Genomic DNA, 24,099 nt, shown 5'->3' with positions numbered 1-24,099 from the left:
CCGGACTGCATTCGGCGCCCGCCGGACGCCTCGGGAAGGAACTCAGCGGGCCAGCCGCCGCAGATCCTCCATCCGATGGATCACCACTCGCCCGCGGGAGGTGCTGATCACTCCGTCGCGGCGGAGCCCGCGCGTCGCCCGCGCCCAGGATTCCCGCGAAATCGCCGCGGTCATCGCCAGTTCCGCCTGAGTGCCCGGGATCGCGACCACGATGTCGTCCCCCGCGCGCACCCCTTGTTCCACTGCCAGCTGCATCAGCTGCACCGCCACTCTCCTGGCGATCGAGCCGCCGCCGATGTCGGACCGCTGCCGCCCGACATCGCGCAATCTCGCCGCCAGCACCAGCAGCAACACCCACGAGATCGACGCCTCGCGCCGGCACAGCGCGGCGAACCGCGCGGCGGGAACGACGAGCGCCTCGACCTCGTCCAGTGCTTCGACCGTCGCCGATCTCGGCTGGCCGTCGATCGCGCCGAGTTCCCCGACCACGTCGCCGGTCCCGCGCACCGCGACCACGACTTCGCGGCCGTCGGAGGTCGCGTTCGTGATCCGGACGTGCCCGGACAGCAGAAGCACTACTACCGCGGCATGGTCGCCTTCATGGCACACCACGTCGCCCCTGCGGTAGGTGCGGCGCACTGCCAGCTCCGCCACCTTGCCGCGTTCGGCCGCGCTCAGCGCGGGCCAGAATCCGGTCGTTTCCACGGGTTGCCTCCCGTGCCTGTCAGGCGGTGAGCCCCGCGCCCGGCAGGACAGTCCCGGCCGGCGCCCAGCCGTCCGTGCGGATCCAGCCACGGATCCGCTTTCTGCCTACCCGGACGTGGAAGGCGTGGCCGAACGCGGACCGGTCGATCCCGGCGTAGCCGTGTGCGATCACCGCGGAGTAGATCCCTTCCGAAACGACGAGCGCCACCGGTCCGGCCGCGCCGCGCAGCGCCTTGCGCACTTCCGGGGCGTCGAGCAGGCGGCAGGCCAAGTCCACGTCCTCACCGTACGGCCCGCGCAGGTCGTAATGCACCTCTCCGGCGTGGATGGCCACGCGGAGACGGAACGCGTCGTCCGGATGCATCGCGTTGTGCCGCGCGAGCCGCACCGCCAGCTCCGGCACCACGCCGGCGAGCAGGACCGTCTTGGGCGCCTCGTCGACCGGCCGGACCAGGCACATCGCCCCGTCGCCGCGGTCGACGAAGGAATCCCGGACCCCCTCGGTGATGCCCCCCGCGCGGAATGCCTCGTCAAGCAGGTCGAACAGCATCGCGCGCAGCTGGGCCCGGCCCGGGTTGGTCCGGGCTGTCGACCCCTCGACGTCGACTACCACGATCGCCCTGTGCAAAGGCACGTGCAGAACCGGTAGGTGCAGGACCGCTGTGTCCATCGTTCCACCCCCTGCTTCAGGTAGGTACTGAAATGTAGTAAACTTAATGAGAATAACCATGAACTATAAGGGTTGACCCCGGACTGAACAATGGTGTCACGCACATGACTTCCGAAGGACAGGCCGATGACCGCCACCCTGCACGAGGCGCAACGAGAATCACCCTGGTACCTGCTGGGCGATCCCCGCACGACCGAAGTACAGTACCCGGTCAGTGCCGTTACCAAACTTCACTGAAGGACTGAAGTCATGTCCCAGCCCAGCCCCGCACTCGCCGGACGCCTCCGGGCTCTCCGGAAGGAGAGCTGGCCCGGCATCGTGATCACCCAGCGGATGCTCGCCGAGGCGTTCGGGGTGAGCAACGGCCTGCTGTCGTCCTGGGAGAACACCGGCAGCCCGGTCGCGCCGCCGCCGCCCCGGCTCGACGCGTATGCCACGTTCTTCGCCACCCGGCGTTCAGTCGAGGGCCAGGGCTTCCGGGTGCTGCCCGTGGACCAGTTGACCGACGAGGAGCGCGATCTCCGCAAGAAGCTGCTCGCCGAGCTGACCGGCCTGCGCGGCAGCTCCGAGGACACCGCGACGGCAGCCCCCGAGTTCGCGCCCGGCAACCTGTGGCGGTTCCCGGCCAGCGAGGACATCGTGATCGTCGTGTCCGAGCTGCCGAACGCGATGCGCCACGCCAACGCGCAGCCGGAAAGCCCCGACTACGCCCGGCTGCTGCGCTACGGCGACCCGGACGCGCTGATCGAGCTGTACGGTCACCTCCGCGCGTGCAACCCGACCGCGAGAGTCTCGTTCCGCACCGCGAGCCGGGACCCGCTGCGGCCGGAGGAGTACACCGCGCACCTCGTGCTGCTCGGCGGGGTCGACTGGAACCCGCAGACCCGTGAGCTGATGGAGCGGATCGACGCGCCGATCCGGCAGAACCCACGCTCGGACTACGACGAATCCCTGGCCAGCTTCCAGGTCCGGCAACGGGACGGCCGCCTGGAGCACCTGCGCGCGAAGATGTCGTCGGACGGCAACCTCATCGAGGACGTCACGATGTTCTACCGCGGCCCGAATCCGCTCAACCGCAAGCGCACGGTGACCGTCTGCAACGGGATGCACGCCCGCGGCACCCTCGGCGCGGTGCGCGCGCTGACCGACCCGCGGTTCCGCGACCGCAACCAGTCGTACCTGGACCAGCGGTTCGCCGGCGCGGAGTCGTTCAGCATCCTCAGCCGGGTCCCGGTGTTCAACAACCAGGGCCTGACTCCCGACTGGACGGTGCCCGGCAACCGGCTGCACGAATGGTCCGATCTGGACGCCGACTGAGGACGAGGCGGGCGCCGGGACGGCTCGTCCCGGCACCGCGCCCGGCCGGGCGAGTCCGGACGCGCAAGTCCGGCACCGCGCCGGGCAAGTTCGGCCGCGCAAGTCCGGGCGGGCAAGCAGTCCGGGCGGGCAGAGGGTTAGCCGGCTAGCTCCGCTGGAGCCTCGCCCCGGCCGGCTGGTCTCACTGAGTCCCAGCCTCGCCCGCTGAACCTCGTGCCACCGAACCGGCCTCGCTGAACCCGCATCCGCTAGATCAGGTCCAGCGGATCCAGCTGCACCCGGACGGGCTCGGTCGCTTTGCGTGCGTCGCGGCGGGCGACCGCGTCGCGGACCGTCGCCGCCAGCGCGCGTCCTTCCGGCCGGGCTACCCGCACCAGCGCGCGCTCGCGCTCCGCATTGCCCTCGTCGTCGAAATCGCCGAGCGGAACCGGTCCGAGGATCTCGCCGGTTTCCGGCAGCGGAAGGTCGTCCAGCACGCTCGCGACCGCCGCCGGGCTGCCTTCCACACTCGCCATCCGCATCGCCGGCGGAAAGCCCAGCTCGCGCCGTTGCTCAAGCTCCTGGCTCGCGTGCCAGCCGGGATCCCAGCGCACCAGCGCCTGCACCACCGCGAGCCCCGCCTCCGCACCGACGACTACCCGTCCGCCGCTCGAAGCCGGCCGCACCAACGCACCCGCCGCCATCCATCGGCGCAGTGTCTCCTCTGCCGCCCGCAAATCCTGGCGGCCGAGCAACGCCCATCCATCGAGAAGCAACGCCGCGCCGTAACCGCCTTCGGCGACCGGTTCCGCTCCCGGCGTGCACACCACCAATGCCGGCCGCCCCGGAACGGTCGCCAGCACCTCGGCCGCGCCGGACGTCCGGACCGGCACGCCCGGAAACGCGCGCCCCAGCTCCTCCGCGGTCCGCTTCGCCCCGACCACCACCGCCCGCAGCCGAACGGAACCGCAAGCAGGGCAACGGAAAGCCGTCTCCGGAACTCCGCACCAGCGGCAGGCCGGCGGCCGCGGCGCCCCGTCCACCGATCCGCCCGGCAACGCCAACGGACCGGCGCACCGCCGGCAGTGCGCCGGCGTCCGGCATTGGCCGCACGACAGCCCCGGGACATACCCGCGTCGCGGAACCTGAACCAGCGCAGGCAATCCCGCCGCGAACGCCTGCCGTGCCGCCTCGAACGCGACGGCCGGCAACCGGGCGACGCGAGCGGCCTCGTCCCGCGCGACGTCGAAGTCTTCACCGACCGGCGTCACTCGAGGCGCGGCCGCGCGCAACACCGCGCGATCGGCCTGAACCTGTTGCGCCCAGCCGGATTCGACCAGCAGCTGCGCTTCCGCGGTCCGGGCGAACCCGCCGACGATGAACGCCGATTTCGTGGCGTGCGCCCGATCCATCAGCACGTCCCGGACATGCGGGTACGGCGCGTGCGGGTCCAGGTGGAGATCGTCGCCGTCGTCCCACACCACGAACAACCCAGGATCCGCCACCGGCGCGAACATCGCCGCCCGCGTGCCGACCACCACGCGTACCGAACCCCGCAGCACGGAAAGCCACCGCCGGTACCGCTCCGCCGGCCCCAGCCCAGCGATCAGCGCGGCGACGCCCTGCTCACCCACCAGTTCGACACACGCCGCGTGCACCCGCGTCAGATCCCGATGGTCCGGCACGACCACCACCGCGCCACGCCCGTGCGCCGCCGCGGTCGCCGCGGCCTCCGCCAACCGGCGCGGCCAATCCTCGCCAGGCAACGCCTGCCATACCGCGTTCGCCTGCCGCCCTTCCGCGATCGCCTCCAGGAACGCTTCCCCGCGCTGGTAGCGGGCCCACGCCGAGACATCCGGTGCCTCCGGAGCCGGTGCCGGTTCCCTCGGCGGTTCGCCTTCGACCTTCGCGTGCCGCGGCGGCAACGCCAGCCGCAACACGTCGGACAGCGTGCCCGCATAACGGTCCGCCACCGACCGGCACACCGCGTGCAAAGCGGGCGGCAGCACCGGTTCGCTGGAGGTCACCCGCTCCAGATAGGCCAGTTTGCGCTCGTACTCGGACTTGTCGGTGCGCTCGACGAGATATCCGTCGACCAGTTGCCCGGCGAACCGCACCCGCACCCGGCAGCCCGCGACCGCGGCCTCGTGAAGCTTTTCCGGCACCTGGTAGTCGAACGTGCGGTCCAGGTGCGCGAGCGGGATGTCCACGACGACCTTCGCGACCGGCAGTTCCGGGGCAGGCTGGAGCTGCCCCCTGCGCGAGGGTTTGCGAGGCGCGGTCTTGCGTCCCGCGGCTTTCTTGGCCGGCGCGGCCTTCGGCTCCGAAGCAGAGCGCGAAGGCTCCGGCAGGTCCCACAGAGGGGCGGGTTCGGAGCTGTTCACCAGAAGATCTCTACCAGACCGCTCCGACAGTTCCGCCGCCGAACGCTGTGAAGGGCCCCTTGCCGGAATCTGATTCCGGCAAGGGGCCCTTCACAGACCAAGATTCGGCTGGGAGCGAGGCCCCTCAGGCCACTGCGGCCCGCAACGCCTCGGCCCGCGCGACGCTTTCCCACGGCAGGTCCAGATCCGGCCGGCCGAAGTGCCCGTACGCCGCGGTCGGCGCGTAAATCGGGCGCAACAGGTCCAGGTCCCGGATGATCGCCGCCGGGCGCAGGTCGAACACCTCGTTGATCGCCGTCTGGATCTTCGCCGGGTCGACCGTCTCGGTCCCGAACGTCTCCACGAACAACCCCACCGGCGCGGCCTTGCCGATCGCGTACGCGACCTGCACCTCGACCCGTCCGGCCAGCCCCGCCGCCACGACGTTCTTCGCGACCCAGCGCATCGCGTACGCGGCCGACCGGTCCACCTTGGACGGGTCCTTGCCGGAGAACGCCCCGCCGCCGTGGCGGGCCATGCCGCCGTAGGTGTCGACGATGATCTTGCGTCCGGTCAGGCCAGCGTCGCCCATCGGCCCGCCGATCACGAAGCGCCCGGTCGGGTTCACCAGCAGCCGGGTGCCGGACGTGTCCAGGCCGAGCCCTTCCAGTTCCGGCTCCACCACGTGCTTGCGCACGTCGACGCCGAGCATCTGCTCCAGGTCGATGCCGTCCGCGTGCTGGGTCGACACCACGACCGTGTCCAGCCGGACCGGCTTCTCGCCGTCGTACTCGATGGTGACCTGGGTCTTGCCGTCCGGGCGGAGGTAGGGCAGCACGCCGTCCTTGCGCACCCCGGTCAGCCGGCGCGAGAGCCGGTGCGCGAGCGCGATCGGCAGCGGCATCAGCTCCGGGGTGTCCGAGCAGGCGTAGCCGAACATCAGGCCCTGGTCGCCCGCGCCCTGCCGGTTGATCTCGTCCTCGAGCGAAGACCCGGCCTCCACCCGTGCCTCGTACGCGGTGTCGACGCCCTGGGCGATGTCCGGGGACTGCGACCCGATCGCGACGTTCACGCCGCACGAGTTGCCGTCGAACCCCTTGGCCGAGGAGTCGTAGCCGATCCGGAGGATCACGTCCCGGACGATGGTGGGGATGTCCGCGTACGCCTCGGTGGTCACCTCGCCCGCGACGTGCACCTGGCCGGTGGTGATGAGGGTTTCGACCGCGACCCGGCTGCGCGGGTCCTTGCTCAGCAGCCCGTCGAGGATCGAGTCGCTGATGGCGTCACAGATCTTGTCGGGGTGCCCCTCGGTCACCGATTCCGACGTGAACAGCCTTTTCGTGGACGCAGACACGACCTCGTCACTTCCCTCGGTCAAGCTTCGGCGCCCCAGCGAGTTCAGGCGCTCCTGTTGTCAACCCACACTACCCAGCGGGGCCATAGCTACAGTCGACGTTCGAACAGGGCCGTTACCGCGTCCCACAATGTGGCCGCGAGCCGCGACTTGGCCCCGGTCGGGATAATCTCTTCGGTTCCGTCCGCCGCGAGCAGCCATCCCGCGTTGTCCTCGGTGCCGAACGCCTTGCCGTCGCCGACCGCGTTCACCACCAGCAGGTCCGCGCCCTTGCGCCGCAGCTTGACCCGGGCGTGGTCGAGGACGCTGCCCTGCTCGTCGCCGGTTTCCGCGGCGAAGCCCACCACCACCTGGCCCGGCCGCCGGTCGCGGACCAGTTCGGCGAGGATGTCGGCGTTGCGGTCGAGGGTGATCACCGGGTCCGGACCGTCGTCGGACTTCTTGATCTTGTGGCCGGCCTGCGCGGCGGGCCGGAAGTCCGCGACGGCGGCGGCCATCACCACGACATCCGCGTCCGCGGCCGCGGCGTGCATCGCCTTGCGCAGTTCCTCGGCGGTGGACACCCGCTGCACCGTGGCGCCGGCCGGAGTCGGCAGCTCGTCGGTGTGCCCGGCCACCAAGGTCACCTCGGCGCCGCGCTGCGCGGCGACCCGGGCCAGCGCGAAGCCCTGCTTCCCGGACGACCGGTTGCCCAGGTAACGGACCGGATCGAGCGGCTCGCGGGTGCCGCCCGCGGAGATCGCCACCCGCTTGCCTTCGAGGTCGCGCGGCAGCGCCCGCGGCGCGGCGAGCAGCAGCCGGGCCAGATCGACGATCTCGGCCGGGTCGGCGAGCCGGCCCTTGCCGGTGTCGACGCCGGTCAGCCGTCCTGCCGCGGGCTCGGTGACGACCATTCCGCGCGAGCGCAGCAGCGCCACGTTGTCGCGGGTGGCCGGGTGCTCCCACATCTCGGTGTGCATCGCCGGGAAATACGCGATCGGGCACCGGGCGGTGAGCAGGGTGTTCGTCAGCAGGTCGTCGGCGAGTCCGTGCGCGGCCTTGGCCAGCAGGTTCGCCGTCGCCGGGACGACCAGCACCAGGTCGGCTTCCTTGCCGACCCGCACGTGCTGTACCTCGGGCACCTCGGTGAAGACCCCGGTGTGCACCGGGTTCCCCGACAGCGCCTCGAAGGTGGCCGCGCCGACGAAGTTCAGCGCTGCCTCGGTGGGCACGACGCGGACGTCGTGCCCGGATTCGGTGAGGCCCCGCAGGACCTCGCACGCCTTGTAGGCGGCGATGCCGCCGCCTACCCCCAGGACGACCCTGGGCTTGGCGTCACTCACCCTCGGTGTGCTCGAGCAGACCGCCGTGGATCTCGCGCAGCGCGATCGACAGCGGCTTCTCCCGGGGACCGGGCTCGACCAGCGGACCGACGTACTCCAGCAGGCCCTCGCCCAGCTGCGCGTAGTAGTCGTTGATCTGCCGGGCCCGCTTGGCCGAGTAGATCACCAGCGCGTACTTCGAGGAGACCTTCTCGAGCAGGTCGTCGATCGGCGGGTTGGTGATGCCTTCGAGCTCTTCCAGCGTCGCCTGTTGCACAGTCACTCGTGCTGCTCCGTATCGTCACATCGATCGGCGGCAGAATCGCCACCGCCGGTAATCAAGTCTAGCAACTGCCGCGCGGCGACCTCGACGTCGGCGTTCACCAACCGCACGTCGAACTCCCCGGCAGCGGCCAGTTCGCGTTCCGCCTCGGCCAGCCGGGCGGCCACCGCGGCCTCGCTCTCGGTGCCGCGCCCGGTGAGCCTGCCGACCAGTTCTTCCCAGGACGGCGGCATCAGCATGACCAGCCGGGCTTCCGGCATCGCCATCCGGACCTGCCGGGCGCCCTGCAGTTCGATCTCCAGGATCGCCGGGCGGCCCGCCGCCAGCGCCTGTTCCACCGGCTCGCGCGGCGTCCCGTACCGGTTGCCCGCGAACTCGGCCCACTCCAGCAGCCTGCCCTCGGCCGCCATCCGGTCGAACTCGGCGGAATCCACGAAGTGGTAATGGTTTCCGTCGATCTCGCCCGGCCGCGGCGCCCGCGTCGTCACCGAAACGCTGAAGTACAGGTTCGGCTCGAGCCGGCGCAGCTGTCCCACCACACTCGACTTCCCGACACCGGAGGGGCCAGAGACGACGGTGAGCCGGGGGCGGAGGATTTCCCCCGCCACCGGCTCACTGCCGCGGTCGGCGCCCCGGATCACCGGGTAGTCCTGACCGACGCCGCTCACTCGCCGCTGAACTCGGCCAGCAGCGCCTTGCGCTGCCGGTCGCCGAGACCGCGGAGCCTGCGGCTGGGGGCGATCTCCAGTCGTTCCATCGTCTGCTGGGCACGGACCTTGCCGACGCCGGGGAGCGCCTCGAGCAGGGCCGAAACCTTCATCTTGCCGAGGACTTCGTTCTCCTCGGCCTGCTTCAGCACGTCGACCAGAGTGGTACCGCCCCGCTTCAGCCGCTCCTTCAGCTCAGCACGGATGCGGCGGGCGGCGGCGGCCTTCTCCAGCGCCGCAGCACGCTGTTCCTCTGTCAGCTGGGGAAGTGCCACGTTTTCCTCCGGTAGTTCTCACATCTGGGTGGGTGACGCGACGGTACCCACCCCTGAGCAGGGGCCACAATGCGGGGGTGGCTGGTGGAGCGCGTTTCCGGGGCCTGCTATTGGCCTTTCGCGCCCGGCCCCGCCAACCGGCTGTTCACCTCTTGGGCTGCTCGGCGTAACGCGTCCGGGTCAGGCCCGTGCCGCAGCAGGTCACGCGACGAAGCCGGCAGCAGGCCGGGCAGGCTCTCTCCGAACACTGCCCGCAAATCCGCCTCAGTTGCCCCCTGCGCCCCGAATCCGGGCGCGAGCACCGGACCGTTGAGCTGGCCCAGGTCGACTTCCCCAGGAGCCACAGTGGCCCCTACAACCACGCCTACGTCGCCGTACGGCTCCTCTCCCGCATTGTGGGCCGCCGCGGCGTCTACGACGCTCTGAGCGACCGTACGGCCGTCTTCCAGTCGCGCGCGCTGCAACGCGTTCGCTTCCGGATTGGACGTACGGGCCAAAACGAACAGACCGTTGCCCGCTTCGCGCGCCGCGGCGGCAGCTGCCTCCAGCGCTCCGAAGCCGAGGTACGGCGACACCGTGGCCGCGTCGGCGGTGAAGGCCGCCTTGTCGGCCACGTAGGCCGCGGTGTACGCGGCCATGGTGGAGCCGATGTCGCCGCGCTTGACGTCCAGCAGGACAAGCGATCCGGCGTCGTGCGCGACGTCGACGACGCGTTCGAGGACCGCCACGCCGGCGGACCCGAACGCCTCGAAGAACGCCGACTGCGGCTTGACGATCGCCGCGACTTCGCCGAGCGCTTCGGCCGCGGTGAGCGCGAACCGTTCGAGACCGCTCACGTCCACCGGCAGGCCCCACGCCTCGATCAGGCCCGGGTGCGGGTCGATCCCGGCGCACAGCGGCCCGCGCGCGGCCACTGCCTCGGCCAGCCGGGCCCCGAACCGCTTGGTCACGACGTCGCCTTCAGCGCCGCCTGGAGGTCCTGGAGGCTGCGCACCCCGATGTCGCCCCGGATCAGCGCTTCGATGCCGTGCACGGCCGCCGCGGCGCCCTGCACGGTGGTGATGCACGGGATGTCCCGCGACACCGCGGCAGTGCGGATTTCGTAGCCGTCCACCCGCGGTCCGCTGTTCCCGTACGGCGTGTTGATGACCATGTCCACGCCGCCTTCGAGGATCACGTCCACGATGTTCGGCTCGCCGCCGCCCGAGACCGTTTCGGAGTGCTTGCGCACCACCGAACAGGCAACCCCGTTACGCCGCAGCACTTCCGCCGTACCGGTGGTGGCGAGAATCTCGAAGCCGAGGTCGGCCAGCCGCTTGACCGGGAAGACCAGGGAACGCTTGTCGCGGTTGGCGACGGAGACGAACACCCGGCCGGAGGTGGGCAGGGATCCGTACGCGCCGCTCTGGGATTTCGCGAACGCCTTGCCGAACGAGGTGTCCACGCCCATGACTTCGCCGGTCGACTTCATCTCCGGACCGAGCAGGGAGTCGACGCCGTGGCCTTCGGGGGTGCGGAAGCGGTGGAAGGGCAGCACCGCTTCCTTGACCGCGACCGGCGAGTCCGCGGGCATCCGGCCGCCGTCGCCCTCGGCGGGAAGGACGCCGGAGCCGCGCAGGTCCTTAATCGTGGAGCCGGTCATGATCAGCGCGGCCGCCTTGGCCAGCGGGACCGCGGTCGCCTTGGACACGAACGGCACCGTCCGCGAGGCGCGCGGGTTGGCTTCTAGCACGTAGAGCACGTCGTCCTTGAGCGCGTATTGCACGTTGAGCAGACCGCGCACGCCGACGCCGCGAGCAATCGCCTCGGTGGAGCGGCGGACCGCTTCGAGGTCCTGCGCGCCGAGGGTGATCGGCGGCAGCGCGCACGAGGAGTCGCCGGAGTGGATGCCCGCTTCCTCGATGTGCTCCATGACGCCGCCGAGGTAGAGGTCCTCACCGTCGAACAGTGCGTCGACGTCGATCTCGATCGCGTCGTCGAGGAACCGGTCGACCAGCACCGGGTGCTCCGGGGTGACCTCGGTGGCGCGGCGGATGTAGCCGGCCAGGGTCTCCTCGTCGTAGACGATCTCCATGCCGCGCCCGCCCAGCACGTAGGACGGGCGGACCAGCACCGGGTAGCCGATCTCGTCGGCGATCCGCTTCGCGCCCTCGAACGAGGTCGCGGTGCCGTAGCGGGGCGCGGGCAGCCCGGCCTCGGTCAGCACCTCGCCGAACGCGCCGCGGTCCTCGGCCAGGTGGATCGCCTCCGGCGGGGTCCCGACCACCGGGACCCCGGCGTCGGCCAGCCGCTGCGCGAGACCGAGCGGGGTCTGCCCGCCCAGCTGCACGATCACCCCGGCGACGGTGCCGGACTGCTGCTCGGCGTGCACGACCTCCAGCACGTCCTCGAACGAGAGCGGCTCGAAGTACAGCCGGTCGGAGGTGTCGTAGTCGGTCGAAACCGTCTCCGGGTTGCAGTTGACCATCACGGCCTCGAACCCGGCCTCGCGCAACGCGATCGCCGCGTGCACGCAGGAGTAGTCGAATTCGATGCCCTGCCCGATCCGGTTCGGGCCGGAACCCAGGATCAGCACCTTCGGCTTGTCGCCCTGCGGCGCGACCTCCGACGTCGCCTCCGGGTCGGTCTCGTAGGCCGAGTAGTGGTACGGCGTCGTGGCCGCGAACTCCGCCGCGCAGGTGTCGACCGTCTTGAAGACCGGCCGCACGCCCAGCCGGTGGCGCAGTGCCCGCACGCCGTCTTCGCCAGCCAATTCCGGGCGCAGAGCGGCGATCTGCCGGTCCGACAGCCCGGTCCGCTTCGCCCGCCGCAGCAGCTCGCCGTCCAGCACCGGAGCGTCGCGGACCTCCGCGCCGACCTCGCCGATCAGCGCGACCTGGTCGATGAACCACGGGTCGATGCCGGACGCCTCGTGCACCTGCGCCACGCTCGCGCCCAGCCGCAGCGCCAGCTCCACCTCGTACAGCCGGCCCTCGTGCGGCGTGCGCAGCGACTCCAGCACCGACTCGACGGTGGCGCCCTCGGGGTCAGGCAGCGTCCAGAACCCGGCCGCCTTCGTCTCGATCGAGCGCATCGCCTTGCCCAGCGCCTCGGGGAAGCTGCGGCCGAACGACATCGCCTCGCCGACCGACTTCATCGTGGTGGTCAGCGTCGGGTCCGCGCCCGGGAACTTCTCGAACGCGAACCGCGGCACCTTCACCACCACGTAGTCCAGCGCGGGTTCGAAGGACGCCGGGGTCTCGCCGGTGATGTCGTTGCGGATCTCGTCCAGCGTGTAGCCGATCGCCAGCTTCGCGGCGATCTTCGCGATCGGGAAACCGGTCGCCTTCGACGCCAGCGCGGACGAACGCGACACCCGCGGGTTCATCTCGATGACGACCATCCGGCCGTCCTCGGGGTTGAACGCGAACTGGATGTTGCAGCCGCCGGTGTCCACGCCGACCTCGCGCAGCACGGCGATGCCGACGTCGCGCATCACCTGGTACTCGCGGTCGGTCAGCGTCATCGTCGGCGCGACCGTGACCGAGTCGCCGGTGTGCACGCCCATCGCGTCCACGTTCTCGATCGAGCACACGACCACCACGTTGTCGTGCTTGTCGCGCATCAGCTCGAGCTCGTACTCCTTCCAGCCGAGCACGCTCTCCTCGATCAGCACCTCGGTCACCGGCGACTCCGCCAGCCCGGTCGACGCCAGCCGCTCCAGGTCCTCCGGAGTGTGCGCCATGCCCGAGCCGAGGCCGCCCATCGTGAACGACGGACGGATGACCACCGGCAGACCCAGTTCGGCCACCGTGGCACGGACTTCGTCCATGTCGTGGCACACCCGGCTGCGCGGCACGTCCGCACCGATCGTGCGCACGATGTCCTTGAACTTCTGCCGGTCCTCGCCGCGCTGGATCGCGTCGATGTCCGCGCCGATCAGCTCTACGCCGTACTTCTCCAGCACGCCGCGCTCGTGCAGCGCCACCGCGCAGTTCAGCGCGGTCTGCCCGCCCAGCGTCGCCAGGATCGCGTCCGGCCGCTCCGCCGCGATGACCTTCTCCACGAAGTCCGGCGTCACCGGCTCGATGTAGGTCGCGTCGGCGAACTCGGGGTCGGTCATGATCGTCGCCGGGTTCGAGTTCACCAGCGACACCCGCAGGCCCTCGGCCCGCAGCACCCGGCAAGCCTGCGTGCCCGAGTAGTCGAACTCGGCCGCCTGCCCGATCACGATCGGCCCGGAGCCGATCACCAGCACGTGCTGGATGTCCGTCCTCTTCGGCATCAGGCCTTCTTCTCCATCAGGTCAACGAACTCGTCGAACAGCGGCGCGGCGTCGTGCGGACCCGCCGCCGCTTCTGGGTGGTACTGCACGGAAAACGCCGGCACGTCGAACGCGCGCACGCCCTCGACGGTGTCGTCGTTCGGGCAGTAATGGCTGATCTGCGCTGCCCCGTAAGGGGAATCGAAGCGCTGGCCCGGCTCGCCTTCGAGGGCGAACCCGTGGTTCTGCGCCGTGATCGCGACCCGGCCGGTCGCCACGTCGATCACCGGGATGTTGATGCCGCGGTGGCCGTAGCGCATCTTGTAGGTGTTCAGCCCGAGCGCGCGGCCCAGGATCTGGTTGCCGAAGCAGATGCCGAACAGCGGAATCCGTTGCTCCAGAACCGATTTCGTCAACGCGGTCGCGTGCGCGGTGGTCGCCGGGTCGCCCGGGCCGTTGGACAGGAACACCCCGTCCGGGCCGAGCGCCAGCAGCTGCTCCGCGGTCGTGCTCGACGGCAGCACGTGCACCTCGATGCCCCGCTGCGCCATCAGCCGCGGCGTGTTCGCCTTGATGCCCAGATCCAGCGCGGCCACCCGGAAACGCCGCTCGCCCTGGGCTTCCACCACGTACGGCTGGTCCGTGGAGACCTCGCCGGCCAGGTCGGCGCCCTTCATCTGCGGGCTCGCGAGCACCTCGGCGACCATCTGCTCGTCGCTGCCCAGCGCGTCGCCGGAGAACACCCCGGCGCGCATCGCGCCCTGCTCGCGCAGGTGCCGGGTCAGCGTGCGGGTGTCCACTTCGGAAATCCCGACCACGCCCTGGCGCACCAGTTCCTCGTCCAGCGTGCGCTTCGCACGCCAGCTGGACGGCGTGCGCGCGGGATCGCGCACCACGTAACCGGAAACCCAGATCCGGGCCGATTCGTCGTCCTCGTCGTTCCAGCCGGTGTTGCCGATCTGCGGCGCGGTCTGCACCACGATCTGCCGGTGGTAGGACGGGTCGGTCAGCGTCTCCTGGTAGCCGGTCATGCCGGTGCAGAAGACCGCTTCGCCCAGAGTCCGCCCGCGCGCGCCGTAGGCCGCGCCGCGGAACACCCGGCCGTCTTCGAGAACCAGGGCGGCGGGGCCGCGAGTGCCGGTGCTCACTGGGCACCTCCCTTGATGTCGTGATCCGTGTCTTTCGGGGGAAGGACCCCCTGGCCCCCGGCGGGGGCGTCGCCCCCGGGCTCCGGGGAGAGCTCATTGATCCATTGTGGATAGTCGGCGAGATCGTCGCCGCGGAACCCGGTGTCCAGCGAGACGTCGCCGAGCTGCCAGGTGATCACCAGCAGCACGTCGGTGCCGGTGACTTTCCCGGCCAGCCGCGAGTCGCGGCGGATCCCGGTGATCGAGGCGCGCGGGATCCAGAAGTCGGGCAGCCCGCCGCGTTCCACCGTCACTCCGTCCGGGTGCAGCCGCCAGACCGCGCCCGAGCGCGGACCGGCGCCGCGGGTGACCACCCGGTCCTGCCAGTTGCCCGCGGTGGTGGTGCCCACGCAGACGCCGGTGGATTCCAGCTGGAACTCGCCGGGGTCGGCGGGGATCTCCGGGAACGGCGCGATCCGGGCGCTCTGCGAACGCGCCTTGCGCCGCCAGCCCAGCCACATGCCCCACAGGCAGATCAGGAAGAAGGCGACGATCCCCAGCGTCAGCAGCAACCGCTCCATCAGCAGATCTTCCCCTCGCGCGCGGTGATCCGCCCGCGCAGCACGGTCGCCGTCACCACGCCGGGCAGCCGCATTCCCTCGTACGGGGTGTTCGCGGCGATGCTGGCCAGCTCGGCGCCGCGGACCGTCCACTCGGCGGCCGGGTCGACCAGCGCCAGGTTCGCCGGTTCGCCGGTCTCGATCGGACGGCCGTGCTCGGCCAGGTTCCCGATCTCCGCGGGCCGCTCGCTCATCACCCGGGCCACCCCGCGCCAGTCGAGCAGGCCCGGTTTGACCATCGTCTCCACGACCACCGACAGCGCGGTCTGCAGGCCGAGCATGCCCGGGCGGGCCGCGGCCCACTCGGTGTCCTTGTCCTGCGGGGCGTGCGGGGCGTGGTCGGTGGCGACGCAGTCCACGACGCCCTCGGCCAGCGCGGCGCGGAGCTTCTCGGCGTCGCCGCCGGTGCGCAGCGGCGGGTTGACCTTGTTGATCGGGTCGTAGGTCTGCAGGCGCTCGTCGGTGAGCAGCAGGTGGTGCGGGGCGACCTCGGCCGAAACCTTGGTGCCGCGTTCCTTCGCCCACCGCAGGACGTCGACCGTGCCCGAGGTGGACACGTGGCAGACGTGCAGCCGCGCGTTCGCGTGCAGCGCCAGCAGGCAGTCCCGCGCGACGATCGATTCCTCCGCCGCCGCCGGCCAGCCCGCGTAGCCGAGCCGCGTCGCCTGCTCGCCCTCGTGCGCCTGTGCGCCGACGGTGAGCCGCGGTTCTTCGGCGTGCTGGGCGATCACCGCATCGAGCGCGGTCGAGTACTCCAGCGCTCGCCGCATCAGCAGCGGATCGGAGACGCACACGCCGTCGTCCGAGAAGACCCGGACCGCCGCGGCGCCCTTGGCCATCGTGCCCAGCTCGGCGAGCTTCTCGCCGTTGAGCCCGACGGTGACCGCACCGACCGGGTGGACGTCGACGAGGCCGACCTCCTGGCCGCGCCGCCACACGTGGTCGGTGACCAGCGCGTTGTCGGCGACCGGTTCGGTGTTGGCCATGGCGAACACCGCGGTGTAGCCGCCGAGCGCTGCCGCGGCGGAACCGGTGTCGATGGTCTCGGTGTCTTCGCGCCCCGGCTCGCGCAGGTGGGTGTGCAGGTCGACGAACCCGGGCAGCAGGACCTGGCCCTGCGCGTCGAGCACTTCGGCGCCCTCGGGCACGCGCACCTCGCCGATCGCGGCGATCACGCCGTCTTCGACCAGGACGTCGACCGGTTCGCCTTCTCCGTACGGGCGGACGCCCTTGATCACCAGGCTCACGCGGCGGCTCCTTCACTGGCCAGGAGGTGGTAGAGGACCGCCATGCGCACGTGCACGCCGTTGCGGACCTGTTCGGTAATGGCCGAGGCGGCGGAATCCGCGACCGCGGAAGCGATTTCCATGCCTCGCAGCATCGGGCCCGGGTGCAGCACGACCGCGTGGTCGGGCAGCAGCGCCTGCCGGCGCGCGTTGAGGCCGTAGGAAATCGAGTATTCGCGCGCGGACGGGAAAAAGCTCTGCCCAGGGCCGCCGCCCGTCATCCGCTCGGCCTGGACGCGCAGCATCATCACCGCGTCCAGGGCGGGCAGCTCGGCATCGAGATCGTGCGAGACGGTCACCGGCAGCTTCTCCACGCCGACCGGCAGCAGCGTCGGCGGCGCGACCAGCACCACCTCCGCACCGAGGGTGCTGAGCAGGTGGATGTTCGACCGCGCGACCCGGCTGTGCAGTACGTCGCCGACGATCGCGACGCGCCGGTCCTGCAGCGAACCGAGCCGTTCGCGCAGCGTCGCCGCGTCGAGCAGCGCCTGGGTGGGGTGCTCGTGCATCCCGTCGCCCGCGTTGACGACCGCGGTGCCCGGCTCGGCGAGCCAGCCGGACAGCCGGTGCGCCGCGCCCGAGGCCGGGTGCCGGATGATCACGCAGTCGGCGCCCGCCGCGGCGAGGGTCAACGCGGTGTCGCGCAGCGATTCGCCCTTGTTGACCGAGGAGCTGGACGCGGAGACGTTGACCACGTCCGCGCTCATCCACTTGCCGGCGATTTCGAAGGAAACCCGGGTCCGCGTGGAGTTTTCGTAGAACAGCGTGATCACCGTGCGGCCGCGCAGCGTCGGCAGCTTCTTGACCTCACGGCCGAGCAGCGTGTGCTTCAGTTCGTCCGCCGTGTCGAGTACCGCGGTCGCGGTGTCCGCGTCGAGCCCGTCGGTGGCGAGCAGGTGCTTCACCGGGTTTCTCCTTCTGGTGCGCGCAGCAGCACCGTGTCCCGGCCGTCTGTTTCGGACAGCAGCACGAAGACGCCCTCGGCGCGCGCGGTAGGAACGTTCTTGCCGACGTAGTCGGCGCGGATCGGCAGCTCGCGGTGGCCCCGGTCGACGAGCACGGCGAGCTGCACGGCACGCGGACGGCCGTGGTCGCGCAAGGCGTCGAGGGCGGCGCGGATGGTGCGGCCGGAGAACAGCACGTCGTCGACGAGGATGACGACCCGGTTGTCGATCCCGCCCGGCGGCAGCTGCGTCTGTTCGAGCGCGCGCGGCGGACGGCGGCGGAGATCGTCGCGGTACAGGGTGATGTCAAGGGCCCCGTGCGGCGGCTCGACCCCGGCGAACTCGCCGATCTTGCCGGCGAGGCGGGCGGCCAGCGGAGTGCCGCGGGTGGGGATGCCGAGCAGTACCGGGTACTCCTCGGGCGGACCGGCTCCGAGAGCGGTCTTCTCGATGACCTGGTGGGCCATCCTCGCGATCGTGCGCGCGACATCGCCAGCGGACAGCAGCTCGCGCTCTCCCGCCGGCTCCGCCGCGTCACGCGGGCGTGACGACAAGGCGGACCTCCTTCCCTGCCTCTCTGGACAGGTCGTTAAAGGACGTCGGCAACCGGCTGCTGCCGGAAACCGCACCGACAGTAGCAGGCGGGGTCAATCAGTCTTCCGGGTGGTACGCGCACGGCCGCCACCTGCGCGGACGGACCTCGTGCTTGACCTGGTGACAACTATGCGTAACCATTACTCTGAGTATTCGACTCGAGGAGTCCCCGGCCCGGTCCTCCGGCCGGGCGGGGCGATGAAACGGAGAACCACCAGATGGGCGATTACGCCAAGGCGCTCGGGGCCAAGCTCCGCGGGATCCGCCAGCAGCAAGGCCTGTCCCTGCACGGGGTCGAGCAGAAGTCCGGCGGACGGTGGAAGGCCGTCGTGGTCGGTTCCTACGAGCGCGGCGACCGGGCAGTGACCGTCCAGAAGCTGGCCGAGCTGGCGGACTTCTACGGCGTGCCGGTGGTCGAACTGCTGCCGGAGGGCCGCGTCCCCTCGGGAGCCGAGCCCGCCACGAAGATCGTCATCAACCTGGAGCGGCTCCAGCAGCTGCCCGCGGAAAAGGTAGGCCCGCTCGCCCGCTACGCGGCGACGATCCAGAGCCAGCGCGGCGACTACAACGGCAAGGTGCTCTCCATCCGCACCGAGGACCTGCGCTCCCTCGCGATCATCTACGACATGACCCCGGGCGAGCTCACCGAGCAGCTGATCGACTGGGGCGTCCTGCCGCCGGAAGCCCGCCCGTCCAAAGAGGACTGAGCACTGATGGCGGCAACGGCCGCGCACGACGCGGCGGGCTTCCCGCGACCGGGGAATCGGGAACGCCCGCCGCGATTCGGGTGAAGGCCGGGCTGACCAGGGCTGGGGTGGCATTGCGGTCAGAATCGGGCGAGCTGGCCCCGGGTCGGGTCCCGAGGCGGGTTGTTTCCGCGGCTGAGCTGGGCCGAAGTTGGGGTTGACCGGGTCTCGCCGCGCAGGTGAGTCGCTGTGCTGGGTCGAGGCTCCGGACTGGGGTTGGGGGGCTGGGTTGGGGTTGGCCGTGCCAGTGCGCTGTCGGATCGGATCGCCGCCGCTGGCTGCCGCTCGACGGCTGAGGATGCGCCGCAGCGGATCGGGGCTCAAAAGCCCCGGAGGGCAAGCTGGCCCCCGGGATCGCTGGACAGAGGCCGACGCCACGCCTCACCTGGGCCGACGCGACTGAGGCACAGTCCTGCCGCCGGATCACCCGATCAGAAGGGCCGAGCCGGCCGAAATCCCCAGGGTGCCGGACGACGCACGCTGCGGAGACCCGCACCCCTAGACCATCCCGCCGACGCCGAAATCCGCACGTCCCAGGCGTTGCGTCGCGGCCGAGGTCCCCTTCCGAGACCCCGCTTCGACGTCGGAATCACCGATCGAGCGCCGAGCCGAGGTTTGTCCAGCACAAGCCGCCAGAATCGCCTCGGGTTCTCCTGCCAAAACGGCACAGCGGTCCCAACTCCAGCGAATTTCGCGCTCCGAACCACCTGGCCACAAGAGCGCCGCCGAGCTCCCCGCCGAACGCCAGGCCCGTCCGCCCGACTGGCGTCCCGCAATGACTCCGGCGTTCCAGCGCATTTCCCCTCAGCGCCGCATGCCCGGCCGAAACACTCAGCCCCGCCGCCACCGTACTTCAGCTGCGAAAACCCAGCAACGACCACCTATCGGCCGGCAGTTTCCGTTGCCGCGCACCGAGATCCACTGCTGGTCGCCCTGGCGCGCGATTCTTCGCCGGTCGCCGCCAAAACCGGGAAAAATCGCCTGGCCGGAAACCACACAAGCGGAACCGGATGACCGGATCGGGCGCGCTAGGCACCCGCCGACCGATTCCGATTCCGCTCGGTGATCAATTTTCCCGCCGGAACGTTCGCCCCGGATGCCGCTCCGCCAAACCGTAGCCCGATCAGGTAGCGGCCATTCAGGTGGCGACATTCCCCCAGCGGAGCTACTGCCGCCGCCGTGAATCGCTACAGGATCGCGCGCAACCGGTCCGCGATAGTGCCGATCCGGCCCAGCACGCCGTTCACGAAACGCGGCGAATCGTCCGTCGACAGTTCCTTCGCGACGCCGACCGCTTCGTCGATCGCGACCGCGTCCGGCACGTCCTCGGCCCACAGGATCTCGTACACGCCTACGCGCAGCACGGCCAGATCGACCGGCGGCATCCGCTCCAGCGTCCAGCCCTGCGAGTGTTCGGCGAGGAGTTCGTCGATCCGCTCGCGGTGCGCCGTGACGCCCTCCACGACAGTGACCGTGTAGTCCGCGATCGGGTCGACCTCGACGGCGCCGACCCGGTCTGCCAGGAGGGTGACCGGGTCGACCCCGCGCTGCGCGGCCTCGTACAGCATCTCGACCGCGCGGCGACGGGCTTGGCGCCGGCTGATCGCGCCGCCGCGGTTCGGATGCGGCGGAAGTTTCTCCGTCATCAGGCGGAGACGCGGCCGAGGTAACGGCCGTCGCGGGTGTCGACCTTGATCTTCTCGCCGGTCGAGAGGAACAGCGGCACCTGGATCTCGGCGCCGGTCTCCAGCGTGGCCGGCTTGGTGCCGCCGGTGGAACGGTCGCCCTGCAGGCCCGGGTCGGTGTGCTGGATCAGGATCTCGACCGAGGTCGGCAGCTCGACGTAGAGCGGCTCGTTCTCGTGCACCGCGACCTGGACCTCGGTGTTCTCCAGCATGTAGTTGGCGTTGTCGCCGACCGTCTCAGCGGGCACCGTGATCTGGTCGTAGGTGTCGCCGTCCATGAACACGAAGTCCGCGCCGTCCTTGTACAGGTACGTCATGTTGCGGCGGTCCACCGTGGCCGTCTCGACCTTCGTGCCGGCGTTGAAGGTCTTGTCGACGACCTTCCCGGTCAGCACGTGCTTGAGGGTGGTGCGCACGAAGGCGCCGCCCTTGCCCGGCTTGACGTGCTGGAACGCGGTGACGGTCCACAGCTGCCCGTCCAGGTTGAGGACGAGTCCGTTCTTCAGGTCGTTGGTCGTGGCCACGAGTCTTCAGGTCTCCTGTTTTCGATCTCTTCGGCTGCGGCCGTCAGACGGCCACGAGGTCCTTGGTGCTCAGGGTGAGGAGTTCGGGTCCGGAGTCCCGCACGACGAGCGTGTCCTCGATGCGCACGCCACCGCGCCCCGCGAGGTAGACGCCGGGCTCGACGGTGACCGCCATACCGGCCGACAGTGTACCGACGCCCGCCGCGGCCAGGCTCGGTGCCTCGTGCACTTCCAGCCCGACACCGTGCCCGAGACCGTGCGAGAACTGCTCCGCGTACCCCGCGTCGGCGATCGTCGAGCGCGCCGCGCGGTCCACATCAGACACCTCGGCGCCCGGCCGGACCGCGTCGCAGCCCGCTGCCTGCGCCCGGTGCACCAGCTCGTAGATCTCGCGCTGCCAGTCCGCGGGCTCGCCGAGGACGACCATCCGGGTCATGTCCGAGTGGTACCCGTCCACGGTGGCTCCGAAGTCGAACTTCACGAAGTCGCCGGTGCGCAGTGCCGCGCCGGTCGGCCGGTGGTGCGGGATCGCCGAGTTCGCTCCCGCGGCGACGATGGACTCGAACGAAACGCCGGACGAGCCGTGGTCCAGCATCCGGTTCTCCAGGTCACGGGCGACTTCCTGCTCGGTCCGGCCGGGCCGCACACCGCCCGCTTCGATCAGGTCCGCGAGCGCGCGGTCGGCGGCAGCGCACGCTTGCCGCAGCGCGGCGATCTCAGTCTCGTCCTTCACCAGCCGCAGCTGCTCGGTCAGCCCGGGCGTGCGGATGAGCTCGACCCGGTCGAAGCTCACCTTCAGCGCTTCGTGCTCCTCGACGCTCACGTGCTGGCTCTCGAACCCGGTCCGGCCGTACACCGCGGCTTCGCCGGCCGCGTGCCCCGCGAGGGCGCGGGCGCTGGCGCGGTCGAGCACGCGCTCCAGATCAGGCACCTCGACCGCGGACTGCGTGGTGTAGCGGCCGTCCGTGCAGAACAGGGTCTTCCCGTCGCCGCCGGCGTGCAGCAGCAGCGCGGCGTTCGACCCGGTGAACCCGGTCAGGTAGCGGATGTTGAGCAGGTCGGTGACCAGCAGCGCGTCGACCCCGTTCTCGTGGAGCAGGGTGCGCAGCGCGCCGCGGCGGCGGTCGTGGATTTCCGGCACTCGACCAGCTTAACCAGCACGTTCCGGTCTCGGTTCCGGCGCGCCCGGAGGACGGCCTACTCGCGGTTAACTTCGGCGCGCCTACACTCCGTCCATGCTGGGTGCCTGGTTGACGCGCGGGCTGGTCATGGCGGTCGTGCACGCCGCCGCGATGACGCTGCTCGCCAAGTGGTCCGTGTTCCACCCGACCGGCCAGACGCTGATCACGTCGCTGGCCATCGCCGCACTGGTCGGCGTGGCAGCGCTGTGGAGCGCGGTGGACGGCTGGCGCGGCGTACCGGACCGAGGACGCGCGTGGTTTATCGCCTCGCTGGTCGCAGGGGTCGTCTCGGGCGTCCTGTACGTCGTCGGGCGGGCGATTTTCGTCGACCAGACCGGCACCTCGGAACTGGGTGCCGCACTGACCGGCGGCGCGGCGTTTTCCGCGCTGCTCGTGCTGGTGCCCGCTGGTCTCGGCCTGTTCGTCGGCGGGCGGATCCGGCGTCCGGCAGCTGCCGAGGACGAAGACGAAACTGACCACTCCGGCGACCCCGGCGACTCTGAGGACGAGGACGGCGCCGGCAGCCGCTCCGGCGAACTGGAACTGCCGCCGAGCCCCGAGCCGCGAACCGAGTCTTCGCCGAAGCCGAAGCCTTCGCCGGTCAGCCGCCCAGCGCCAAACCGCGCGCGACGGCGTCCCACTGTTGCGGGCCGATCTCCTGCACCCCGGAACCGTTGAGCGCGACGGTCGCGGTGTCCGGCAGGCCGTAGAGCTTGCCGTCCAGTACCACCCCGTAGCCGCGCTCGGCCGAATGCACGATCGTCGCGCCGGAACGCAACCGGGTCGCCACCGGCAGTGCCGGCACTTGCGGCAGCGGCCGGTCCACCAGCTCGCCGGCCAGCGCGGCGGCGACCGACCGTCGGTCGATCCGGACGCGCACGCCCAGCCGGTACAGGTCGATCGTGCGGTCCGGCGACGGCATGGCGATACCGTCGAACGTCGCGGTGCTGCGGGCAGCCGTCGAGCAGCCGCCCGCGTTCTGGATGTCGATCCCGAAGTGTTTCAGCCCGGTCGGCGCGCCGGCGCCGCCGATCTCGGTCGCGCGCACCACGTCCACCGGAACGGTGTCGCACGGGTCGTCGAGCGAGGTCGGCGCGTGCCCGTCGGGGCGGCGGACCAGCCCAGGGCCTTCCTTCCACGCCCCGGGGATCAGCACCGGCTGGTATGGCTGCATGGTGAAACCCCGGTCCCAGAAGGTGATCGTGGTGCCGTCGGCGGTTTCGTGCGCGATGGCGAACGCGTCGAGCGCACCGACCCATTCCAGGTCCGCGCTGAACCCGTCGACCACCGACCGGGTGCGCGGCGTCGTGGTGCTGGCGACCGGCTCGAAGCCCTTCTCCCCCAACGATTCGACGCCTTCGCGGAAGGCCGGGTCGTGCGCTCGCATGAGGAACTGCCCGGCCCCGTTCCAGCCGGCCGCGCGGCCGGTGGTGTCGGTGAACATCAGGTAGTACCAGCCGTCGAGGAAGACCGCGGAAGGCTGGCCCGCGCCGTAGACGTTGGCGCGGTGGACGTCGTGCGACGCGCCGAGCAGCGGCCGGTCCGGCGTCGGCCGGGTCCAGTGGATGCCGTCGGTGCTGGTGGCGAGGCCGATCGCGTTGCCGAGCGCGTGATCGCCCGCCGCGCCGGTGTAGTACATGAAGTAAGTGCCGCCGACGCGCAGCACGGAGGGGTCGCAGGTGTGCATGCCGTCGAAATGACCGGGCGAACCGGACAGCACCGGGATCGCGGCACCGCCGCCTGGGCCGGTGAACGGTCCGTTGGCGGTGGGCGCTTCGGCGTACAGGATGTCGTCGCCGGGCGGCGGGGCGCTGCTGTACTGGCTGCACCACCACATCCGGGTCCGGCCGTTCTCGACCATCGCCGTGGGCCCGTAGTTGTAGACCGCGTCTTCCGCGCCGCCGCCGACCACGCCCTGGCTCTGCCGTCCCGCTTTCGCGACGAGCGGGACGTTGGCGGCACGCGGCGGCTCTGGCGGGGGTTGCGGCCCACTGCCCGCGATTCCGCCCTGGCCGGTGCCTTCAGCCTGCGGCTGGGCGGCGGTCGCCGCGCACCCCGCGACGAGGGAACCGGCGGCCAGCAGCGCGAGCAGCTGACCCACGGGTCGTCGACCCCCACGACGAAACGGGTGCACGATAGCCGAGTGTAGCGATACCGGCACCAGACGGGTGAACCAGATCGGCCTCCGCGCGCCG

22 protein-coding genes are annotated in these 24,099 nt (G+C 70.9%); 3 read left to right on the top strand and 19 right to left on the bottom strand.

Features of this window, described 5'->3' with window-relative positions; genetic code table 11:
* Nucleotides 1-42: 42 nt before the first annotated feature.
* Together AMYBE_RS0104380 and AMYBE_RS0104375 are read right to left on the bottom strand one after the other, a co-directional pair.
* Complete coding sequence (locus AMYBE_RS0104380) at nucleotides 43-705, bottom strand: Crp/Fnr family transcriptional regulator (protein ID WP_020658123.1); 663 nt, start codon at nucleotides 703-705, stop codon at nucleotides 43-45.
* A 19-nt stretch (nucleotides 706-724) separates the two neighbouring features.
* On the bottom strand, nucleotides 725-1,339 hold the full coding sequence (locus AMYBE_RS0104375) for a nucleotidyl cyclase domain-containing protein (protein ID WP_245573152.1): 615 nt from the start codon (nucleotides 1,337-1,339) through the stop codon (nucleotides 725-727).
* A gap of 285 nt (nucleotides 1,340-1,624) precedes the next feature.
* Here AMYBE_RS0104375 and AMYBE_RS0104370 point away from each other — a divergent pair, with 285 nt between their 5' ends.
* Nucleotides 1,625-2,692 carry a helix-turn-helix domain-containing protein gene (locus AMYBE_RS0104370; protein WP_020658121.1) on the top strand — a complete coding sequence of 356 codons (1,068 nt, stop codon included), beginning with the start codon at nucleotides 1,625-1,627 and terminating at the stop codon, nucleotides 2,690-2,692.
* A 248-nt stretch (nucleotides 2,693-2,940) separates the two neighbouring features.
* Here the strand turns inward: AMYBE_RS0104370 and AMYBE_RS0104365 are convergent, their stop codons facing one another.
* The 13 genes from AMYBE_RS0104365 to pyrR form a co-directional block, all read right to left on the bottom strand.
* Nucleotides 2,941-5,055: a primosomal protein N' gene (locus AMYBE_RS0104365; RefSeq protein WP_020658120.1), complete on the bottom strand. Its 2,115-nt coding sequence runs from the start codon at nucleotides 5,053-5,055 to the stop codon at nucleotides 2,941-2,943.
* Nucleotides 5,056-5,179: 124 nt separating this feature from the next.
* The gene (gene metK / locus AMYBE_RS0104360) at nucleotides 5,180-6,388 is read right to left on the bottom strand and encodes a methionine adenosyltransferase (protein WP_027927367.1); all 1,209 of its coding nucleotides are present in this window, start codon (nucleotides 6,386-6,388) and stop codon (nucleotides 5,180-5,182) included.
* Between the two features lie 89 nt (nucleotides 6,389-6,477).
* Complete coding sequence (gene coaBC, locus AMYBE_RS0104355; protein ID WP_020658118.1) at nucleotides 6,478-7,710, bottom strand: bifunctional phosphopantothenoylcysteine decarboxylase/phosphopantothenate--cysteine ligase CoaBC; 1,233 nt, start codon at nucleotides 7,708-7,710, stop codon at nucleotides 6,478-6,480.
* Nucleotides 7,703-7,972 (bottom strand): DNA-directed RNA polymerase subunit omega, encoded by a 270-nt coding sequence (rpoZ, locus tag AMYBE_RS0104350; protein ID WP_020658117.1) that lies wholly within the window; start codon nucleotides 7,970-7,972, stop codon nucleotides 7,703-7,705. Before rpoZ ends, coaBC begins: the two co-directional genes overlap by 8 nt.
* Complete coding sequence (gene gmk / locus AMYBE_RS0104345; protein ID WP_020658116.1) at nucleotides 7,969-8,640, bottom strand: guanylate kinase; 672 nt, start codon at nucleotides 8,638-8,640, stop codon at nucleotides 7,969-7,971. The genes rpoZ and gmk overlap by 4 nt, the downstream gene beginning before the upstream one ends.
* Entirely contained in the window at nucleotides 8,637-8,954 is a 318-nt protein-coding gene (gene mihF / locus AMYBE_RS0104340; protein ID WP_003096398.1) for an integration host factor, actinobacterial type, read from the bottom strand. The genes gmk and mihF overlap by 4 nt, the downstream gene beginning before the upstream one ends.
* A gap of 107 nt (nucleotides 8,955-9,061) precedes the next feature.
* The gene (pyrF, locus tag AMYBE_RS0104335) at nucleotides 9,062-9,904 is read right to left on the bottom strand and encodes an orotidine-5'-phosphate decarboxylase (protein WP_020658115.1); all 843 of its coding nucleotides are present in this window, start codon (nucleotides 9,902-9,904) and stop codon (nucleotides 9,062-9,064) included.
* Nucleotides 9,901-13,218, bottom strand: coding sequence for a carbamoyl-phosphate synthase large subunit (gene carB / locus AMYBE_RS0104330; protein WP_020658114.1), 3,318 nt, complete (start codon nucleotides 13,216-13,218; stop codon nucleotides 9,901-9,903). Before carB ends, pyrF begins: the two co-directional genes overlap by 4 nt.
* A complete protein-coding gene (gene carA / locus AMYBE_RS0104325; protein WP_020658113.1) occupies nucleotides 13,218-14,345 on the bottom strand; it encodes a glutamine-hydrolyzing carbamoyl-phosphate synthase small subunit in 1,128 nt (375 codons plus the stop codon). Before carA ends, carB begins: the two co-directional genes overlap by 1 nt.
* Nucleotides 14,342-14,905 (bottom strand): PH-like domain-containing protein, encoded by a 564-nt coding sequence (locus tag AMYBE_RS40865; protein ID WP_020658112.1) that lies wholly within the window; start codon nucleotides 14,903-14,905, stop codon nucleotides 14,342-14,344. The genes carA and AMYBE_RS40865 overlap by 4 nt, the downstream gene beginning before the upstream one ends.
* Nucleotides 14,905-16,191, bottom strand: coding sequence for a dihydroorotase (locus AMYBE_RS0104315; protein ID WP_020658111.1), 1,287 nt, complete (start codon nucleotides 16,189-16,191; stop codon nucleotides 14,905-14,907). Before AMYBE_RS0104315 ends, AMYBE_RS40865 begins: the two co-directional genes overlap by 1 nt.
* Nucleotides 16,188-17,135: an aspartate carbamoyltransferase catalytic subunit gene (locus AMYBE_RS0104310; protein WP_020658110.1), complete on the bottom strand. Its 948-nt coding sequence runs from the start codon at nucleotides 17,133-17,135 to the stop codon at nucleotides 16,188-16,190. Before AMYBE_RS0104310 ends, AMYBE_RS0104315 begins: the two co-directional genes overlap by 4 nt.
* The gene (pyrR, locus tag AMYBE_RS0104305) at nucleotides 17,132-17,728 is read right to left on the bottom strand and encodes a bifunctional pyr operon transcriptional regulator/uracil phosphoribosyltransferase PyrR (RefSeq protein WP_020658109.1); all 597 of its coding nucleotides are present in this window, start codon (nucleotides 17,726-17,728) and stop codon (nucleotides 17,132-17,134) included. Before pyrR ends, AMYBE_RS0104310 begins: the two co-directional genes overlap by 4 nt.
* 258 nt (nucleotides 17,729-17,986) lie before the next feature.
* Here pyrR and bldD point away from each other — a divergent pair, with 258 nt between their 5' ends.
* Nucleotides 17,987-18,475 (top strand): transcriptional regulator BldD, encoded by a 489-nt coding sequence (gene bldD, locus AMYBE_RS0104300; protein ID WP_003096372.1) that lies wholly within the window; start codon nucleotides 17,987-17,989, stop codon nucleotides 18,473-18,475.
* A 1,226-nt stretch (nucleotides 18,476-19,701) separates the two neighbouring features.
* Here bldD and nusB read toward each other — a convergent pair.
* From nusB to AMYBE_RS0104285, 3 genes are read right to left on the bottom strand one after another with little or no spacing between them, the layout of a single operon-like run.
* On the bottom strand, nucleotides 19,702-20,160 hold the full coding sequence (gene nusB, locus AMYBE_RS0104295; RefSeq protein ID WP_020658108.1) for a transcription antitermination factor NusB: 459 nt from the start codon (nucleotides 20,158-20,160) through the stop codon (nucleotides 19,702-19,704).
* Entirely contained in the window at nucleotides 20,160-20,723 is a 564-nt protein-coding gene (efp, locus tag AMYBE_RS0104290) for an elongation factor P (RefSeq protein WP_020658107.1), read from the bottom strand. The genes nusB and efp overlap by 1 nt, the downstream gene beginning before the upstream one ends.
* A gap of 43 nt (nucleotides 20,724-20,766) precedes the next feature.
* Complete coding sequence (locus AMYBE_RS0104285; RefSeq protein ID WP_020658106.1) at nucleotides 20,767-21,864, bottom strand: M24 family metallopeptidase; 1,098 nt, start codon at nucleotides 21,862-21,864, stop codon at nucleotides 20,767-20,769.
* A gap of 94 nt (nucleotides 21,865-21,958) precedes the next feature.
* On the opposite strand from AMYBE_RS0104285, the gene AMYBE_RS46845 reads away from it, so the two are divergent.
* A complete protein-coding gene (locus AMYBE_RS46845) occupies nucleotides 21,959-22,582 on the top strand; it encodes a B-4DMT family transporter (protein ID WP_020658105.1) in 624 nt (207 codons plus the stop codon).
* Here AMYBE_RS46845 and AMYBE_RS0104275 read toward each other — a convergent pair.
* Nucleotides 22,506-23,996 (bottom strand): glycoside hydrolase family protein, encoded by a 1,491-nt coding sequence (locus AMYBE_RS0104275; protein WP_027927366.1) that lies wholly within the window; start codon nucleotides 23,994-23,996, stop codon nucleotides 22,506-22,508. The genes AMYBE_RS46845 and AMYBE_RS0104275 overlap by 77 nt on opposite strands.
* Nucleotides 23,997-24,099: the final 103 nt, after the last annotated feature.

The sequence above is a fragment of the Amycolatopsis benzoatilytica AK 16/65 genome (assembly GCF_000383915.1).
GTDB classification, from domain to species: Bacteria; Actinomycetota; Actinomycetes; order Mycobacteriales; family Pseudonocardiaceae; genus Amycolatopsis; species Amycolatopsis benzoatilytica.
The sequence above is the reverse complement of the archived record's forward strand: the minus strand, read 5'-3'. Positions and strand labels throughout refer to the sequence as shown.

Bases quoted from the DNA above. Each gene is read 5' to 3' on its own strand.
- bldD (WP_003096372.1), top strand. From the start codon at position 17,987: ATGGGCGATTACGCCAAGGCGCTCGGGGCCAAGCTCCGCGGGATCCGC.
- AMYBE_RS40865 (WP_020658112.1), bottom strand. From the start codon at position 14,905: ATGGAGCGGTTGCTGCTGACGCTGGGGATCGTCGCCTTCTTCCTGATC.
- nusB (WP_020658108.1), bottom strand. From the start codon at position 20,160: ATGACGGAGAAACTTCCGCCGCATCCGAACCGCGGCGGCGCGATCAGC.
- carB (WP_020658114.1), bottom strand. From the start codon at position 13,218: ATGCCGAAGAGGACGGACATCCAGCACGTGCTGGTGATCGGCTCCGGG.
- AMYBE_RS0104370 (WP_020658121.1), top strand. From the start codon at position 1,625: ATGTCCCAGCCCAGCCCCGCACTCGCCGGACGCCTCCGGGCTCTCCGG.
- AMYBE_RS46845 (WP_020658105.1), top strand. From the start codon at position 21,959: ATGCTGGGTGCCTGGTTGACGCGCGGGCTGGTCATGGCGGTCGTGCAC.